This is a genomic window from Roseateles saccharophilus (assembly GCF_031458095.1).
GTDB classification, from domain to species: domain Bacteria; phylum Pseudomonadota; class Gammaproteobacteria; order Burkholderiales; family Burkholderiaceae_C; genus Pelomonas; species Pelomonas saccharophila_A.
In genome coordinates this window covers 587,883-603,351 of record NZ_JAVDXU010000002.1, presented here as the reverse complement: position 1 = coordinate 603,351, position 15,469 = coordinate 587,883, and the positions used below count along the sequence as shown (strand labels likewise).

The 15,469-nt window shown below is 68.6% G+C and carries 15 protein-coding genes; 3 read left to right on the top strand and 12 right to left on the bottom strand.

The features are described 5' to 3' along the window. Positions 1–77 precede the first annotated feature (77 nt). Both J2X20_RS15410 and J2X20_RS15405 read left to right on the top strand, forming a co-directional pair. Positions 78–554, top strand: a complete 477-nt coding sequence (locus tag J2X20_RS15410; RefSeq protein ID WP_310266292.1) for a MarR family winged helix-turn-helix transcriptional regulator — start codon at positions 78–80, stop codon at positions 552–554. Further along, positions 551–1,225 carry a GNAT family N-acetyltransferase gene (locus tag J2X20_RS15405; RefSeq protein ID WP_310266290.1) on the top strand — a complete coding sequence of 225 codons (675 nt, stop codon included), beginning with the start codon at positions 551–553 and terminating at the stop codon, positions 1,223–1,225. The genes J2X20_RS15410 and J2X20_RS15405 overlap by 4 nt, the downstream gene beginning before the upstream one ends. Here J2X20_RS15405 and J2X20_RS15400 read toward each other — a convergent pair. From J2X20_RS15400 to J2X20_RS15385, 4 genes are all read right to left on the bottom strand, one after another. After that, positions 1,206–2,591 (bottom strand): efflux transporter outer membrane subunit, encoded by a 1,386-nt coding sequence (locus J2X20_RS15400; protein WP_310266289.1) that lies wholly within the window; start codon positions 2,589–2,591, stop codon positions 1,206–1,208. The two genes, J2X20_RS15405 and J2X20_RS15400, sit on opposite strands and share 20 nt — an antisense overlap. Positions 2,592–2,593: 2 nt before the next feature. After that, positions 2,594–5,818 carry an efflux RND transporter permease subunit gene (locus tag J2X20_RS15395; RefSeq protein WP_310266288.1) on the bottom strand — a complete coding sequence of 1,075 codons (3,225 nt, stop codon included), beginning with the start codon at positions 5,816–5,818 and terminating at the stop codon, positions 2,594–2,596. A 75-nt stretch (positions 5,819–5,893) separates the two neighbouring features. Beyond that, on the bottom strand, positions 5,894–7,102 hold the full coding sequence (locus tag J2X20_RS15390) for an efflux RND transporter periplasmic adaptor subunit (protein WP_310266286.1): 1,209 nt from the start codon (positions 7,100–7,102) through the stop codon (positions 5,894–5,896). Between the two features lie 23 nt (positions 7,103–7,125). Continuing rightward, positions 7,126–7,911, bottom strand: coding sequence for an alpha/beta hydrolase fold domain-containing protein (locus J2X20_RS15385; protein WP_310266285.1), 786 nt, complete (start codon positions 7,909–7,911; stop codon positions 7,126–7,128). Positions 7,912–7,994: 83 nt separating this feature from the next. On the opposite strand from J2X20_RS15385, the gene J2X20_RS15380 reads away from it, so the two are divergent. Continuing rightward, entirely contained in the window at positions 7,995–8,930 is a 936-nt protein-coding gene (locus J2X20_RS15380; protein ID WP_310266283.1) for a LysR family transcriptional regulator, read from the top strand. Here the strand turns inward: J2X20_RS15380 and J2X20_RS15375 are convergent, their stop codons facing one another. From J2X20_RS15375 to trpE, 8 genes are all read right to left on the bottom strand, one after another. Next, positions 8,931–9,083, bottom strand: coding sequence for a hypothetical protein (locus J2X20_RS15375; protein WP_310266282.1), 153 nt, complete (start codon positions 9,081–9,083; stop codon positions 8,931–8,933). A 144-nt stretch (positions 9,084–9,227) separates the two neighbouring features. Continuing rightward, positions 9,228–9,914, bottom strand: a complete 687-nt coding sequence (locus tag J2X20_RS15370) for a uracil-DNA glycosylase (protein ID WP_310266281.1) — start codon at positions 9,912–9,914, stop codon at positions 9,228–9,230. Beyond that, positions 9,911–10,702 (bottom strand): indole-3-glycerol phosphate synthase TrpC, encoded by a 792-nt coding sequence (trpC, locus tag J2X20_RS15365; RefSeq protein WP_310266280.1) that lies wholly within the window; start codon positions 10,700–10,702, stop codon positions 9,911–9,913. The genes J2X20_RS15370 and trpC overlap by 4 nt, the downstream gene beginning before the upstream one ends. Further along, a complete protein-coding gene (trpD, locus tag J2X20_RS15360; protein ID WP_310266279.1) occupies positions 10,702–11,736 on the bottom strand; it encodes an anthranilate phosphoribosyltransferase in 1,035 nt (344 codons plus the stop codon). Before trpD ends, trpC begins: the two co-directional genes overlap by 1 nt. 1 nt (position 11,737) lies before the next feature. Then, positions 11,738–12,238, bottom strand: coding sequence for a DinB family protein (locus J2X20_RS15355; protein ID WP_310266278.1), 501 nt, complete (start codon positions 12,236–12,238; stop codon positions 11,738–11,740). A gap of 2 nt (positions 12,239–12,240) precedes the next feature. Next, positions 12,241–13,287 (bottom strand): low-specificity L-threonine aldolase, encoded by a 1,047-nt coding sequence (ltaE, locus tag J2X20_RS15350; RefSeq protein WP_310266276.1) that lies wholly within the window; start codon positions 13,285–13,287, stop codon positions 12,241–12,243. After that, the gene (locus J2X20_RS15345) at positions 13,284–13,868 is read right to left on the bottom strand and encodes an anthranilate synthase component II (protein WP_310266275.1); all 585 of its coding nucleotides are present in this window, start codon (positions 13,866–13,868) and stop codon (positions 13,284–13,286) included. The genes ltaE and J2X20_RS15345 overlap by 4 nt, the downstream gene beginning before the upstream one ends. A 1-nt stretch (position 13,869) precedes the next feature. Next, positions 13,870–15,357, bottom strand: a complete 1,488-nt coding sequence (gene trpE / locus J2X20_RS15340; protein ID WP_310266273.1) for an anthranilate synthase component I — start codon at positions 15,355–15,357, stop codon at positions 13,870–13,872. Positions 15,358–15,469: the final 112 nt, after the last annotated feature.

Here is a 15,469-nt window from a genome sequence, read left to right as displayed (position 1 = left end):
GCGCCCTTTGACCTGGCATTGACGATGCCCGACTTAATGCATAGCATGGTATGCATATCGGTTGAGCAGGAGCTATCGTGGTCGAGGACGTCGTCAAGGAGTTGGGCCACCTGAGCCTGGGCACGCGGCTCAAGCGCATCGGCGAGACCCTGCAGGCTCAGACACAAGCGGTGTTGGCTGCGCATGGCTTCGAGCAGCCGGCGGCCTGGTTTCCGCTGCTGGCGGCCCTGGATCGCCTCGGCCCACTGAGCGTCGGCGAACTGAGCCAGGCGGTGGGTGTCAGCCAGCCCGTGGTCACGCGATCGCTGAAGGGCCTGGAGGACGAAGGCCTGGTCAGCTCAGAGGCTTCGGACGCCGACCGGCGCGTGCGCCGCATAGCCCTCAGCAGCAAGGGACAGACCCTGGTGGAGCGTTCCCAAGGCGAGGCCTGGCCCGCCATCGAGGCGGCCGTTGCCCAGGCCTGTGCCGGCCTGGACGGCGATCTGCTGGCCCAGTTGGCGGCGCTGGAAGACGCGCTGGTCGAAACGCCGCTGATGCAAAGGGTGCCATCGTGAGCGGCCTCGACCGTCCCGTCTGGGCCAGCCTGCAGCACCAGCCGCAGTGGGGCATGGGCGACGCGCGCGCGCGGCGCTTCAAGGCCGACATCAACCGCTTCGCGGCCACGCCCGACGAGAGCCCCACCAGCCTGGCCGCCCTTGCGGCCCTCGTTCAGCCCGGCGACGACGCCGTCTTCCTGGCCCAGGTGCCGCCCATCGTTGTGCCGCCGGACCTGATGGCCGTGAAGGAGGCGCTCGGCGTGCAGATGATGGCCATGCGCCCCCTCGAAGTCGATGAGGGCCTGGACGTGCTGACCGACGTCGATGCCGCCGAGATGCTGGCCCTGGCGACGTTGACCGAGCCGGGGCCCTTCCTGCCGCGAACGCACACGATGGGCCGCTTTATCGGCATCCGCATCGAGGGGCGGCTGGCGGCGATGGCCGGCGAGCGCATGCGCTTCCCCGGTCATGTCGAGGTCAGCGGCGTCTGCACCCACCCCGACTTCCGCGGCCGGGGCCTGGCGCGGCGGCTGTCGGCCGCGGTGACGGCTGACATCCAGCGCCGCGGCGAGCAGGCCTTCCTGCACGCCTGGACGACGAACACCGCCGCGATCGCGCTCTACGAAAGCCTGGGCTTCGTCACGCGCACGACGGTGAACATCGCCGTGCTCAAACGCCAGCCACTTTGACGGAAGCTTCGCTCCAGCCGCCGCCCAGGGCCCGGATCAGGCCGACGGTGGCCTGGTACTGGGCCGAGCGCACCTGCAGCGCGGCCCGCTTGTTGGCGAGCTCGCTGCGGCGCGCGTCCAGCAGTTCGAGCTGGCTGACCAGGCCGTTGCGGTAGCGCGTGTCCGACAGTTTCAGCGCCTGACTGGCCGCGCTGACAGCGCGGGCATTGGCCTCGCCCTGCTGCTGCAGCAGCGTCAGCGCGCCGAGTTGGTCTTCCACATCCTTCAGCGCCAGCAGGAACTGTTCGCGGAAAGCGATGGCCGAACCATCCAGCTGGGCCTTGGCCGTGTTGACGCCGGCCTCGCGGCGGCCGCCATCGAAGATCGGCAGCGCGGCGAGCAGGCCGATGCCCCAGGTGCTGGCACCGCTCTTCAGCAGGTTGGCGACCTCGCTGGACACGCCACCGCCCTGGGCCGTCAGTGACAGGCTGGGCCACCAGGCCGCCTGGGCGACGCCGACGCGAGCCTGCGCGGCCTGCAGCTGGCTGCGCGCAGCGGCGAGGTCGGGGCGGCGCTGCAGCAGTTCGCTGGGCAGGCCGGCGGGCACGACGGGCAGGGCAGTCGACCATGCGGTGGGTGCGAGGCGGAAGTTGGAGGCCGGTTCGCCCAGCAGCACAGCCAGGGCCGTTTCCAGCTCCAGGCGGCGGCGGTCCAGGGCCAGGGCCTCGGCCTCGTTGGCGGCCAGCTCGGCGCGCACGCGGGCCAGGTCCAGATCGGCTACATCGCCGGCACGAGCACGCTTCTCGGTCAGCGACAAGGTCTCGCCATAAGCGGCGACGGTGCCCCGGACGATCTCGCGCTCGGCATCCAGCGCCCGCAGCGCCAGGTAGCCGCGGGCGACATTGGCCTGCACCAGCAGGCGGGCGTCGGCCAGCAACTGCTCGCGCGCCAGCACGTCCAGCGCGCTGGCATTGCGCTCATGCAGCAGGCGGCCGCCCAGGTCCAGCTCATAGGCCAGGTTCAGGCCGGCGTTGTACTGCGTGAGGCCTCGCGCACCGGGGTCGGCGGCGCGGCCGGCACCGGCGGCCACGCCGAGTTGCGGCAGGCGTGCCGCCTCGGCGCCGCCCAGGGCCGCACGGGCCTGGGCCAGGCGGTTGGCTGCCGCCTGCACGCTGGTGTTGGCGGTCATCGCACGGGCGACGAGATCGTCCAGCACCGGGTCGGCAAAGGGCTGCCACCAGCTGGCGGTCAGCGCGGCTGCGCCGTTCGCGGATTGAGCCTTGTAGGCGGTGGGGGCCTGCGGCAGTTGGGACGGATCAACCGTGCCCACCGAGGCGCAGCCAGCCAGCAGCAGCGCGGCGAAGAGTGAAGTCAGTTGGAATTTCATGATTACTTTCCTCGTTGCGGCAGGGCGTCGATCACAGGGGCGACGGGCTGCGCGGGAGCCGCAGGTGCCGCCACCTGGCCACCGTGATGGCGCAGCGGCGCATTGCCGGTGACGCGGCGCACGATGACGTAGAACAGCGGCGTCAGGAACAGGCCGAACAGCGTCACGCCGATCATTCCGGCGAACACCGCGATGCCCATGGCCTGGCGCATCTCGGCGCCGGCGCCGGTGGACAGCACCAGGGGCAGCACGCCCATGACAAAGGCCATCGACGTCATCAGGATGGGCCGCAGCCGCAGCCGCGCCGCCTCCAGTGCCGCCTGCATCGGCGTGCGGCCTGCGAACTCCAGCTCGCGGGCGAACTCGACGATCAGGATGGCGTTCTTCGCGCTCAATCCCACCAGCACGATGAGTCCGATCTGCGTGAAGACGTTGTTGTCGCCATGGCTCAGGTAGACGCCCGTCATCGCCGCCAGCAGGCCCATGGGCACGATGAGCAGGATGGCGATGGGCAGGGTCAGGCTTTCGTACTGTGCGGCCAGCACCAGGAAGACCAGCAGGATGGCCAGCGGGAAGACCCAGGCGGCCGAGTTGCCGGCAATCTTTTCCTGGTAGGTCAGGTCGGTCCACTCATAGCCGATGCCGGGGGGCAGGGTCTCGGCGGCGATGCGCTCGACGGCGGCCTGGGCCTGGCCCGACGAGAAGCCGGGCGCGGCGCCGCCGTTGATGTCGGCGGACAGGAAGCCGTTGTAGCGCAGCGCGCGCTCGGGGCCGAAGCTGGGCGTGACCTTCATCAGCGCGGACAGCGGCACCATCTCGCCGGTGGACGAGCGCACCTTCAGCGCGCCGATGTCCTCGGCGCGGGCGCGGTAGGCGGCATCCGCCTGCACGCGGACCGAGTAGGTGCGGCCGAACTTGTTGAAGTCGTTCACGTACAGGCTGCCGAGGTAGATCTGCATGGTGTCGAACACGTCCGTCACGGCCACGCCGAGCTGGCGGGCCTTGGTGCGGTCGAGGTCGGCGAACAGCTGCGGCACATTGACCTGGTAGCTCGAGAACAGGCCGGCCAGTTCGGGCGTCTTGTAGGCCTTGGCCATGAAGGCCTTGAGCGCCTGGTCCATGGCCTCGTAGCCGAGGCCGCCGCGGTCCTGCAGCTGCAGCTTGAAGCCACCCGTGGTGCCCAGGCCCTGCACGGGCGGGGGCGGGAACATGACGATGAAGGCGTCTTCAATCGCGCCGTACTGCGCGTTCAGCTTGCCCGCGATGGCGCCGGCCGACAGATCCTTGCTCTTGCGCTCGTCAAAGGGCTTGAGGGTCGCGAAGACGATGCCCGAACTGGAGCTGTTGGTGAAGCCGTTGATGGACAGGCCGGGGAAGGCCACTGCGTGCTCGACACCCGGCGTCTTCAGCGTGATGTCGGTCATGCGGCGGATGACGTCCTCGGTGCGGTCCAGCGTGGCGCCGTCGGGCAGCTGGGCGAAGCCGATCAGGTACTGCTTGTCCTGGCCGGGCACGAAGCCGCCGGGCACGGCCTTGAACAGGCCGGCCGTGGCCGCGACGAGCGCCAGGTAGACGACCATCATGACGGTCTTGCGCGACATCAGCGTCTTCACGCCGCTGCCGTACTTGGCGGAGCCACTCGAGAACAGCTTGTTGAAGCCGCCGAAGAAGCCACCCAGCACACGGTCCATGCCGCGGGTCAGCGCGTCCTTGGGCGCGTGGTGGTCCTTCAGCAGCATGGCGGCCAGGGCCGGCGACAGGGTCAGCGAGTTGATGGCCGAGATCACCGTCGAGATGGCGATGGTCAGCGCGAACTGCTTGTAGAACTGGCCCGTCAGGCCGGTGATGAAGGCCAGCGGCACGAAGACCGAGATCAGCGTCAGCGCGATGGCGATGATGGGGCCCGACACCTCGCGCATGGCCTGGTAGGTCGCGTCGCGCGGGGAGAGGCCGTTGGCGATGTTGCGCTCCACGTTCTCCACCACCACGATGGCGTCGTCCACGACGATACCGATGGTCAGCACCAGACCGAAGAGGCTCAGTGCATTGATCGAGAAGCCGAAGCCGTGCATGACGGCGAAGGTGCCGATGATGGACACCGGCACGGCCAGCAGCGGGATGATGGAAGCGCGCCAGGTCTGCAGGAAGAGGATGACGACCAGCACCACCAGGGCCACGGCTTCCAGCAGGGTGTGGATGACGGACTCGATGGAGGCGCGCACGAACTGCGTCGGGTCGTAGACGATGGTGTAGTCCACACCTTCAGGCATGGCCGTCTTCAGGTCTTCCATCGCGGCGCGCACATTGGCCGAGATGTCCAGGGCATTGCCGCCCGGGGCCTGGAAGATGGGCACGGCGACGGCTTGCTTGTTGTCCAGCAGTGAGCGCAGCGCGTATTCGCTGGCGCCGAGCTCGACGCGGCCGAGGTCGCGCAGGCGTGTCACGGCACCGTTCGCACCGCTTTTGACGATGATGTCGCCGAACTCCTCGGCCGTCTGCAGGCGGCCCTGGGCATTGACGGACAGCTGCAGGTCCACGCCTTGCAAGCCGGGCGAAGCGCCGACGACGCCGGCTGCGGCCTGCACATTCTGGCCGCGGATGGCGGTCACCACATCGCTGGCCGACAGGCCGTGCTCGGCCACCTTCTGCGGGTCCAGCCAGACGCGCATCGCGTAGTCGCCCGAGCCGAACATCAGCACCTGCCCGACGCCCGGGATGCGCGCGAGACGGTCCTTGACGTTGAGCAGCGCATAGTTGCGCAAGTACGTCATGTCGTAGCGGCCGTTGGGCGAGGTCAGGTGCACGACCATGGTCAGGTCGGGGCTGCTCTTGACCGTCGTCACGCCCAGGCGCTTGACCTCTTCGGGCAGGCGCGCCTCGGCCTGGCTGACGCGGTTCTGCACCAGCTGCTGGGCCTTGTCGGGGTCGGTGCCGAGCTTGAAGCTGACGGTCAGCGTCATCAGGCCGTCGGTGGTCGCCTGGCTGCTCATGTAGAGCATGTCCTCGACGCCGTTGATGGCTTCCTCGAGAGGCGTGGCCACCGTCTCGGCGATGACCTTGGGGTTGGCGCCCGGGTACTGGGCGCGCACGACGACCGAGGGCGGCACGACGTCGGGGTATTCCGAGATCGGCAGCGCGCGGATCGACAGCAGGCCGCCGATGAAGATCAGCAGCGACAGCACGCCCGCAAAGATGGGGCGGTCGATGAAGAATTTGGAGAGATTCATGAGGTGCTCCGGCAGCACACCGCCCGCAGGCCGGCTGAACCGGCCCGCTGTGCGGGGTTTCTGTGAGGGAAGGGCTTAGGAGTTCTTCGGGGCGGCCTGCTGGGCCGCCAGCTCGGGCTTGGCATCCATGGCGACGTCCTTGGGTGCGAGCAGCGCCCCCGGTCTGACGCGCTGCACGCCACCGACGACGATGCGCTCGCCACCCTTGAGGCCGCTGGTCACGACGCGCAAGCCGTTGACGTTGGCGCCCAGGGTCACGCCGCGCCATTCGGCCTGGTTGCCCTCGCCGACGACGATGACATAGCGCTTGTCCTGGTCGGTGCCGACGGCGCGCTCGTTCACCAGCAGCGCCGGCTCGTTCCGGGCCTGGCCCATGCGCAGCTTGGCGAACTGGCCCGGCAGCAGGCGGCCGTCCTTGTTGTCGAAGACGGCGCGCACGCGCAGGGTGCCGCTCTTGGCGTCCACCTGGTTGTCGACCAGCTGCAGGCGGCCGGTCAGCGCATCGGCACCGCCGTTGGCCATCTCGACCGGAATCTTCTCCAGTCCACGGCGGTCGGCCGGCAGGGTGGCCAGGGCGTTGCCGACAATCTTCTCGTCGGCGTCGAAGCTGGCGTAGATGGGGCTGACCGAGACCAGCGTCGTCAACACCGGCGCACCGGCACCGGCGGCGACGAGGTTGCCCGTCGTTACCTCGATCCTGCCGACGCGGCCGGCCACCGGGGCGCGCACTTGCGTGTAGCTGAGGTTGAGCTGGGCCGTCTGCAGCGCGGCCTGGGCAGCGCGCAGATTGGCGGCGCCTTCACGAGCGGCGTTGTCGCGTTCGTCGAAGTCACGCTTGGCGACGGCGCGCTCCTCCAGCAGGGCCTTGGAGCGAGCCAGCTCGCTTTGCGTGTAGTTCACGCGGGCCTGGGCGGCGGCCACCTGGGCTTCGACACGGGCGACTTCGGCCTGGTAGGGCGCCGGGTCGATGGTGACGAGCAGGTCACCCGCCTTCACCAGGCTGCCCTCGCGGAAGTGCACGGCCTGCACGGCGCCCGACACACGGGCCCGCACATCGACGCGCTCCACCGCTTCCAGGCGGCCGGAGAACTCGTTCCAGGCCGAGACTTCCTGGCTGACGACCTGGGCGACCGAGACCGGCGTGGCCTGGGGCGCGGCCGGGCCGGAGTTGGCCTGGGCCGGGCCCGAGCCGAACTGGGCGAAGCCGACGGCACCCAGGGCGACGAGGGCGGCGGCGCCGGCGATCAGGCCGGCACGACGGTTGAAACGAGGGGTGGACTGCATTTTGATTTCTCTCCGAAGGTCAATCAGGCGGGAAGCGACAACGCGCGGCGGGCCGCCTCGCGCAGGAACTCGTGGATGGGATTCAGCGCATAGCCAGGCGCAACGGCCGGCAGGGTCAGGTCCTTGGCGTTGCCGCCGTGCTCGCGCAGGGCGGCGGCGTAGCGGCGCGATTCGTCGTTCAGCGGATGGCCGGCCGCGCTGAGGATCAGGGCGGGCGCCAGGCCGCTCAAGCGGCTGGCGTTCAACGGCGCGGCATAGGGGTGGTCGGCGCGTGCGCTGCCGCCGAGGTAAGCCTGCCAACCCTTGGCATAGATGCATTCGCAGCCGCCGCATTCGCCTTCGCGCATGGAGGCGCTGCCGAGCTGGGGGTCCAGCATGGGCGAGATCAGCAGCTGCCCGGCGAGCCGGGGGGCGTGCTGGTCGCGCGCCATCAGGGCCAGGGCAGCAGCGAGGTTGCCGCCGGCTTCCTCACCGGCGACGAACAGGGCTGTGTGGGCGCTACCCGTCAGCTTCGCCGGCTTGGCGGCCAGGGCCTGCAGGGCCTCGAAGGCGGCGCTCAGGCCCGCGGGGAAGGGGTGCTCGGGGGCGAGGGGGTAGTCCAGGGCGACGACGTCGGCGCCGGCCTGAGCCAGCATCTCGCCGCGGGCCTGGGTTGCATCCAGGGAGCCATCGGTGAAGCTGCCGCCATGCAGCCACAGCAGCAGAGCGCGGTCGCCGCCTTCCAGCGGCCGGCGCGCCGAGTAGACCTGGGCCACCAGGCCTGGCGCGGGGCCGAGGCGCAAAGTGGCAGGGGAGGCGATCTTGTCCATGGACCGAAAGATAGTGATCAATGCTTTGGGGATAAACGGGCTGGAAAGTGACTCACTTTTCCTCGCCGTGGAACAATGAAGTCATGGACCGACTCTCCGCGATGCAAGCCTATGTCCGGGTCGTCGAGGCTGGCACCTTCACCAAGGCGGCCGACTCCCTCGACCTGCCCAAGGCCACCGTCACCCGCCTGATCCAGACGCTGGAAAGCCATCTGCGCACCAAGCTGCTGAACCGCACGACGCGCCGCGTCACGGTGACGCCCGATGGCGCCGCCTATTACGAGCGCGCCATGCGCCTGCTGTCCGATCTGGACGAGCTGGAAGGCAGCATGAGCCAGGCGCGCATGACGCCGCGTGGCCGCATCCGCATCGATGTGCCGGGCGTCGTGGGCCGCGAGATGATCATTCCGCATCTGCCGGACTTCTATGCCAAGTACCCGGACATCCAGATCGAACTGGGCGTCAGCGACCGCACGGTGGACCTGATCAGCGACAACATCGATTGCGTCATCCGCGGCGGCGAGCTGACCGACCAGAGCCTGGTGGCGCGGCGCATCGGCGAGTTCCGCTTCATCACCTGCGCGACGCCCGAATACCTGCGCCGCCACGGCACGCCGGCCCATCCGCTGGAACTGACGCAGCCGCCGCATCGCATGGTGGGTTATTTCTCGGCGCGCACCGGCAAGGTCATGTCCGACACCTTCCGGCGCGGCGATGACGAGGTGGAGGTGGCCGGCAACCACATCATTGCGGTGAACGATGCCAATGCCTATCTGAATGCCGGCCTGGCCCATCTGGGCGTGGTGCAGGTGACCTGCTTCATGGCCGGGCCGCTGCTCAAGAGCGGCGAGCTGGTGCGGGTGCTGGAGGAGTGGGACGCCGACCCGGTGCCCGTCTATGTGGTCTATCCGCCCAATCGCCACCTCAGCAGCAAGCTGAGGGTGTTTGTCGACTGGGTCGTGGACCTGATCGGCCGCGAGGCGATGGGCGGGCTGAAGCTGCGCTGTACGGCTTCCTGATCAGCTCTTGTCGGCCGTGGCGGCGACTGCCACGGCCTGGCCGAAGTCCGCGGCTGCGGGCGCCGGTGCGCTGATCGCCAGCAACATGCCCGCCGCCAGCGCCCCGACAGCCGTCGCGGCGGTGATCAGCGTGGAAAAGGATCGGGTGTTCATGGTGACTCTCCTGGCCGGCCACCTCTTGTTGGAATGGGGTGTGCCGATAGGTTGTCACTGTAGGAATTGAGCGCCGCGAGAAAAAGCGGGCGCAATAGAACGGCGAGTTGCTGTCAGCGGAACAATCCGCCTCTTGAAGCCGAATTAGCCCTTGCGGGGCACCCCGCGGCCGCGTTCTTCCAGCCAGGCCTTGGCCGTCGAGAAATGCCCGCAGCCAATGAAGGGCCGCGGCGGCTTGAGCGCCGACAGCGGCGAGGGGTGGTTGGCCTTCAGCACCAGATGGCCCTGGTGTGCCGCCTCGATCAACGGTGCTTTGGCCTGGGCATAGCTGCCCCAGAGCATGAAGACCTTGGGAGCGGCGTCCTCGGCGGCGGCCTTGATGAGGGCGTCAGTCAGCACTTCCCAGCCGCGGTTGGCGTGGCTGGCAGGCTGGCCGTCTTCCACCGTCAGCACGGCATTCAGCAGCAGGGTGCCGCCCTCGGCCCAGCGCACCAGGCTGCCATTGGGCGGGAAGGGCTTGCCCAGGTCGCGCTGGATCTCCTTGAAGATATTGCGCAGGCTGGGCGGCAGCGGTACGCCGGGCGGCACGCTGAAGCTCAGCCCTTCGGCCTGGCCGGGGCCGTGGTACGGGTCCTGGCCGAGGATGACGACGCGGGTGGCGCTGAGCGGCGTCAGCGTCAGTGCGCGCAGCGGCTCGGGCGGATAGATGGTGGCGCCGGCGGCGGCGCGCTCTTCCAGGAAGGCTTCCAGCTTCTGGCCAACGGGCGAGACGGCCCAGGCTTCGACGACGGGGCGCCAGTCGGTGTCGGGAAGTTCGAGAGGCAGCTTCATCCGAACAATGTTGCCAGCGCCTGGCCCGGGTCCGGCGCGCGCATGAAGGCCTCGCCGACGAGGAAGGCGTTGACGTTGGCCTCGCGCATGCGCTTCACGTCGGCCGCGCCGAGGATGCCGGACTCGGTCACCAGCAGGCGGTCGGCCGGCACGCGCGGCAGCAGGGACAGCGTGGTGTCCAGCGTCACGTCAAAGGTGCGCAGATTGCGGTTGTTGATGCCGACCAATGGCGTCTTCAGCTGCAGCGCACGGTCCAGTTCCTCGCCGTCGTGCACTTCAACGAGCACGTCCAGGCCGATGGCCTGGGCGGCGGCCTCGAGGTCGGCCATCTGCGAATCGGCCAGGCAGGCGGCGATCAGCAGGATGCAGTCGGCACCCATGGCACCGGCTTCCATGACCTGGTATTCGTCGACCATGAAGTCCTTGCGCAGCACCGGCAGCTCGCAGGCCGTGCGGGCCTCGCGCAGATAGGCGGCCGAGCCCTGGAAGAAGCGCTCGTCGGTCAGCACACTGAGGCAGGCCGCGCCATTGCGGGCATAGCTCTCGGCGATGAGCCCCGGCTGGAAGTCCTCGCGCAGCACGCCCTTGCTGGGGCTGGCCTTCTTGATCTCGGCGATGACGGCCGCATGGCCAGCGGCGATGGTGGCGCGCAGCGAGCGCTCGAAGCCCAGTTGCTCGCCCTTGCGGGCCTCGGCTTCTTCACGCTGGGAGGCCAGCGACCGCCTGGCCTTGGCCGCCGCGATCTCTTCCCACTTGACTTCGACGATGCGGTTCAGGATGTCGCTCATCACTTCGCCCCAAGGCCTTGAGTCTGCTTCACAAACGCGTCCAGTTTGGCGCGCGCCGCACCGCTGTCCAGGGCCGCGCGCGCACGCTCGATGCCATCGGCCAGCGTCGGCGCCACATTGGCGGCATACAGCGTCGCGCCGGCGTTCAGCAGCACGATGTCGCGCGCCGGGCCGGGGTTGCCGTCGAGCACGCCGATCAGCATCTGGCGCGACTGCTCGGGATTGTCGACCTTGAGGCTGCGGTTGCTGGCCATGGCCATGCCGAAGTCCTCGGGGTGGATCTCGTACTCGCGCACCGCGCCGTCCTTCAGCTCGCCGACGAGGGTCGTCGCGCCGAGGGAAATCTCGTCCATGCCGTCCTTGCCATAGACGACCAGGGCATGCTCCGCGCCCAGGCGCTGCAGCACCCGCACCTGGATGCCGACGAGATCGGGGTGGAAGACGCCCATCAGGATATTGGGCGCGCCGGCCGGGTTGGTCAGCGGGCCCAGGATGTTGAAGATGGTGCGCACGCCGAGTTCGCGGCGCACCGGGGCGATGTTCTTCATCGCCGGATGGTGGTTGGGCGCGAACATGAAGCCGATGCCGCATTCGTCCAGGCAGGCGGCCACGGCGCGCGGCGCGAGCTGGATGTTGGCGCCCAGGGCCTCCAGCACGTCGGCGCTGCCGGTCTTGCTGCTGACGCTGCGGTTGCCATGCTTGGCCACCTGGGCGCCGGCCGCCGCGGCGACGAACATCGAGCAGGTCGAGATGTTGAAGCTGTGGGCGCCATCGCCGCCGGTGCCGACGACGTCGACGAGGTGGGGCAGAGGGCCCAGCGGCACCTTGTTGCTCAGCTCGCGCATGACCTGGGCCGCGGCGGTGATCTCGCCGATGGTTTCCTTCTTCACGCGCAGGCCGGTCAGCAGGGCCGAGGCGATGACGGGCGACATCTCGCCGGCCATGATGCGGCGCATCAGCGTCAGCATCTCGTCGTGGAAGATCTCGCGGTGCTCGATGACGCGGGTCAGGGCTTCGGTGTCGGTGATCGGCATGTCAAACCTCGCGGCGCTGGGGTTCTTGCTGGTGCAGGTGGCGGGTGAGCAGGTCGCGTGGCGGCGCTTGGTCGACCTGCTTCATCAGCATGCCGACATTGCCGCGATGGTGGCTGCCATGGTGGATGACATGGGCCAGGATTTCCTCGCGACTCATGCGGCCGGCGTCGCCGTCGGTGAAGCGAAAGCTCAGCACTTCCTCGAACTGTTCGGGCCTCAGCCCGCGCACATAGTCGACGTACCAGCCGTCCACCTGCTGGACGGACGCGCTTAGCGCTTCCAGCGTCGGCGTGGCTTCGGTGTTGCTGGCCTTGAAGCCGTGGGGCTCGCCGCGCAGATGGGCCGCAAAGATGCGGTCCACCGTGTGGATGTGGTTCAAGGTGCGGATGGCGATGTGGCGGTTCTCGGCAGACAGGGGCGCACCGGCCAGCGCCGCGAAAAACTCGCGGTCGATGGCGGCCTTCTGCTCGTAGAGCGAGATCAGCAGCGTCGATGTGGACACGATCAGGCCTCCAGAAACTCACGCGCCGCGGCGATGGCATGGTCGACGCCGGCCGCATCGACGTCCAGATGGGTCACGAAGCGCAGGCCGATCAGGCCGGTGGCCAGCACGCCGCGCGACTTCAGGTGTTTCAGCAGGGCCGGCGTGCGGCCGCCCTCGACCTGGGCGAAGACGATATTGGTCTGCGGTGGCGTGACCGTGACACCCGGCAGCGCGGCCAGGCCGTCGGCGAGGCGCTTGGCGAGCGCATGGTCTTGCGCCAGGCGCTCGACGTGATGAGTCAGTGCGTAGTCCGCAGCCGCGGCCAGCAGGCCCACTTGGCGCAGGCCGCCGCCGACCATCTTGCGCACGCGGTGGGCGCGGGCGATCAGCTCCTTGGTGCCGACCAGCATCGAGCCTATGGGCGCGCCCAGGCCTTTGCTGAAGCAGATGGAGACGGAGTCGAAATGGCGCGCCAGCTCGCCGACGGTGCGGCCGGAGGCGACCGCGGCATTGAAGAGCCGGGCGCCGTCCAGATGGGTGAAGAGGCCGCGCGAATGGGCCAGCTCGCAGGCCTCGGTCACATAGCTGGCCGGCAGCACATTGCCGCTCCAGGTGTTCTCCAGGGCCAGCAGCCGCGTGCGGGCGAAATGCGGGTCGTCGGGCTTGATGGCGGCGGCGATGTCCTCCAGCCGGATCGTGCCATCGGCCTGGTTGGGCAGGGGCTGGGGCTGGATGCTGCCCAGCACCGCCGCACCGCCGCCTTCGTAGCGGTAGGTGTGGGCGAGCTGGCCGACGATGTATTCGTCGCCGCGGCCGCAATGGGCCAGCAGGCCGCAGAGGTTGCTCTGCGTGCCGCTGCTCATGAAGAGGGCGGCTTCCTTGCCCAGCAGCGCCGCGACGCGCTCCTGCAGTGCGTTGACGGTGGGATCGTCGCCGAAAACGTCGTCGCCGACCTTGGCGGCCTTGATCGCCTCCAGCATGGCCGGCGTTGGCTTGGTGACGGTGTCGCTGCGCAGGTCGACGATGGCGTCGCCACCGCCTCCCGAGGACGGGGCGTAATCGCTCATGGTCTCAATTCCAGGAAGTTGCGCAGCATCGCGTGCCCATGTTCGCTGAGGATGGACTCGGGGTGGAACTGCACGCCCTCCATCGGCGTGGTCGTGCCGGCCAGCTCGCGGTGGCGCACACCCATGATCTCGCCGTCGTCGCTGCGCGAGGTGATCTCCAGCAACTCCGGGCAGGTCGCCTCCTCGATGACGAGGGAGTGGTAGCGGATGACCGAGAAGTCTTTCGGCAGGCCGGTGTAGACGCCGCGGCCGTCGGTCGTGATGGTGCTGGCCTTGCCATGCATCTGGCGTTTCGCCCGGATGATCTTGCCGCCCAGGGCCTGGCCCATGGACTGGTGGCCCAGGCAGACGCCCAGCAGCGGCTTCTTGCCGAGGAAATGCTGGATGGCCTCCACGCAGACGCCCGCTTCGTTGGGCGTGCAGGGGCCGGGCGAGAAGACGATGTGGTCGGGGTTGAGCGCTGCCATCTCGGCCACGCTGATCTCGTCGTTGCGCGCCACCTTCACGTCGGCGCCCAGTTCACCGAAGTACTGGACGATGTTGAAGGTGAAGCTGTCGTAGTTGTCGATCATCAGCAGCATGTCAGAAGCCCTCCTCGACGAGTTCGGCGGCGCGCAGCAGCGCACGTGCTTTCGCCTCGGTCTCTTGCCACTCCAGTTCCGGAACTGAATCTGCGACGACACCCGCCGCCGCCTGCACATACAGCATGCCGTTCTTGATGATGCCGGTGCGGATGGCGATGGCCAGGTCCATGTCCCCGGCAAAGCTCAGATAGCCGCAGGCGCCGCCATAGATGCCGCGCTGCACGGGCTCCAGCTCGTCGATCAGCTCCATGGCCCTGACCTTGGGCGCGCCGGTTAGCGTGCCGGCGGGGAAGGTGGCCTTCAGCACGTCGAGCTGGCCGACCTCGGGGCGCAGCACACCTTCGACGTTGGAGACGATGTGCATGACGTGCGAGTAGCGCTCGACGACGAAGGCCTGGGTCACCTTGACGCTGCCGGTGCGGGCGATGCGGCCGATGTCGTTGCGCGCCAGGTCGATCAGCATCAGGTGCTCGGCGCGCTCCTTGGGGTCGGCCTGCAGTTCGGCTTCCAGCTCCAGGTCGCGCTCGGTCGTCGCGCCGCGCGGGCGGGTGCCGGCGAGCGGCCGGATGGTGACCTTGCGGCTGCCGTCACCCGAATGCTCCTCGCGCACCAGGATCTCGGGGCTGGCGCCGACGATCTGGAAGTCGCCCAGGTCGTAGAAATACATATAGGGGCTGGGGTTCAGCGCCCTGAGCGCCCGGTACAGCGCGATCGGCTCGGCCTTGTAGGGCTTGGAGATGCGCTGGCCCACCTGCACCTGCATCAGGTCGCCGGCGGCGATGTATTCCTTGGCCTTGGCGACGGCCGCCAGGTAGTCGGCCTTGGCAAAGCCGCGCGTGACGGTATGAGCCTCGGTGCGCTGCACGCGGGGCACGCTGACCGAGTAGCTCAGCTTGTCGCGCAGCAGGGACAGGCGCTTCTTGGCGCGGAAATAGGCCTCGGGCTGGCGCGGGTCGGCCCAGACGATGAGATAGAGCCGCCCCGACAGGTTGTCGATGACGGCGATCTCCTCGGACAGCAGCAGCACGATGTCCGGCGTGCCCAGGCCCTCGCCCTTGTGGGCATGGTCCAGCTTTTTCTCGATGGCCCGTACGGCTTCATAGCCGAAATAGCCGGCCAGGCCGCCACAGAAGCGCGGCAGGCCGGCGGGGATCCTGGGCTTGATGCGCTCCTGGTAGGCGGCGATGAAGTCCAGCGGGTTGCCCTCATGCGTCTCGACGACGGCGCCGTCGGTGACGACCTCGCTGAGATGGCCGGTGGCCCGGATCAGCGTGCGGGCCGGCAGGCCGATGAAGGAGTAGCGCCCGAAGCGCTCGCCGCCGACGACGGACTCCAGCAGGAAGCTGTTGCGCCCCTGGCCGGAGCCGGCGCAGAGCTTGAGGTAGAGGGACAGCGGGGTTTCAAGATCCGCAAAGGCCTCGCTGATCAGCGGGATGCGGTTGTAGCCCTCGGCGGCGAGGCTCTGGAATTCGAGTTCGGTGATCACGTCTCAAACCTTGAAAAGACAAGTTTCAGGGCTTGGCGTGCAGCCCGGTGGAACACGGGCAACGCGGAAAACGAGCGCGTCAGGGCGCGCCAAGCAGCATCAGTCGGCAGTG

Excerpts from the sequence above, each read along its gene's own strand:
- trpC (WP_310266280.1), bottom strand. The coding sequence starts at position 10,702 with ATGAGCGACATCCTGAACCGCATCGTCGAAGTCAAGTGGGAAGAGATC.
- J2X20_RS15345 (WP_310266275.1), bottom strand. The coding sequence starts at position 13,868 with ATGCTGCTGATGATCGACAACTACGACAGCTTCACCTTCAACATCGTC.
- J2X20_RS15400 (WP_310266289.1), bottom strand. The coding sequence starts at position 2,591 with ATGAAATTCCAACTGACTTCACTCTTCGCCGCGCTGCTGCTGGCTGGC.
- ltaE (WP_310266276.1), bottom strand. The coding sequence starts at position 13,287 with ATGAGCGATTACGCCCCGTCCTCGGGAGGCGGTGGCGACGCCATCGTC.
- J2X20_RS15385 (WP_310266285.1), bottom strand. The coding sequence starts at position 7,911 with ATGGACAAGATCGCCTCCCCTGCCACTTTGCGCCTCGGCCCCGCGCCA.
- J2X20_RS15370 (WP_310266281.1), bottom strand. The coding sequence starts at position 9,914 with ATGAAGCTGCCTCTCGAACTTCCCGACACCGACTGGCGCCCCGTCGTC.
- trpD (WP_310266279.1), bottom strand. The coding sequence starts at position 11,736 with ATGCCGATCACCGACACCGAAGCCCTGACCCGCGTCATCGAGCACCGC.
- J2X20_RS15395 (WP_310266288.1), bottom strand. The coding sequence starts at position 5,818 with ATGAATCTCTCCAAATTCTTCATCGACCGCCCCATCTTTGCGGGCGTG.
- J2X20_RS15390 (WP_310266286.1), bottom strand. The coding sequence starts at position 7,102 with ATGCAGTCCACCCCTCGTTTCAACCGTCGTGCCGGCCTGATCGCCGGC.
- J2X20_RS15380 (WP_310266283.1), top strand. The coding sequence starts at position 7,995 with ATGGACCGACTCTCCGCGATGCAAGCCTATGTCCGGGTCGTCGAGGCT.
- J2X20_RS15375 (WP_310266282.1), bottom strand. The coding sequence starts at position 9,083 with ATGAACACCCGATCCTTTTCCACGCTGATCACCGCCGCGACGGCTGTC.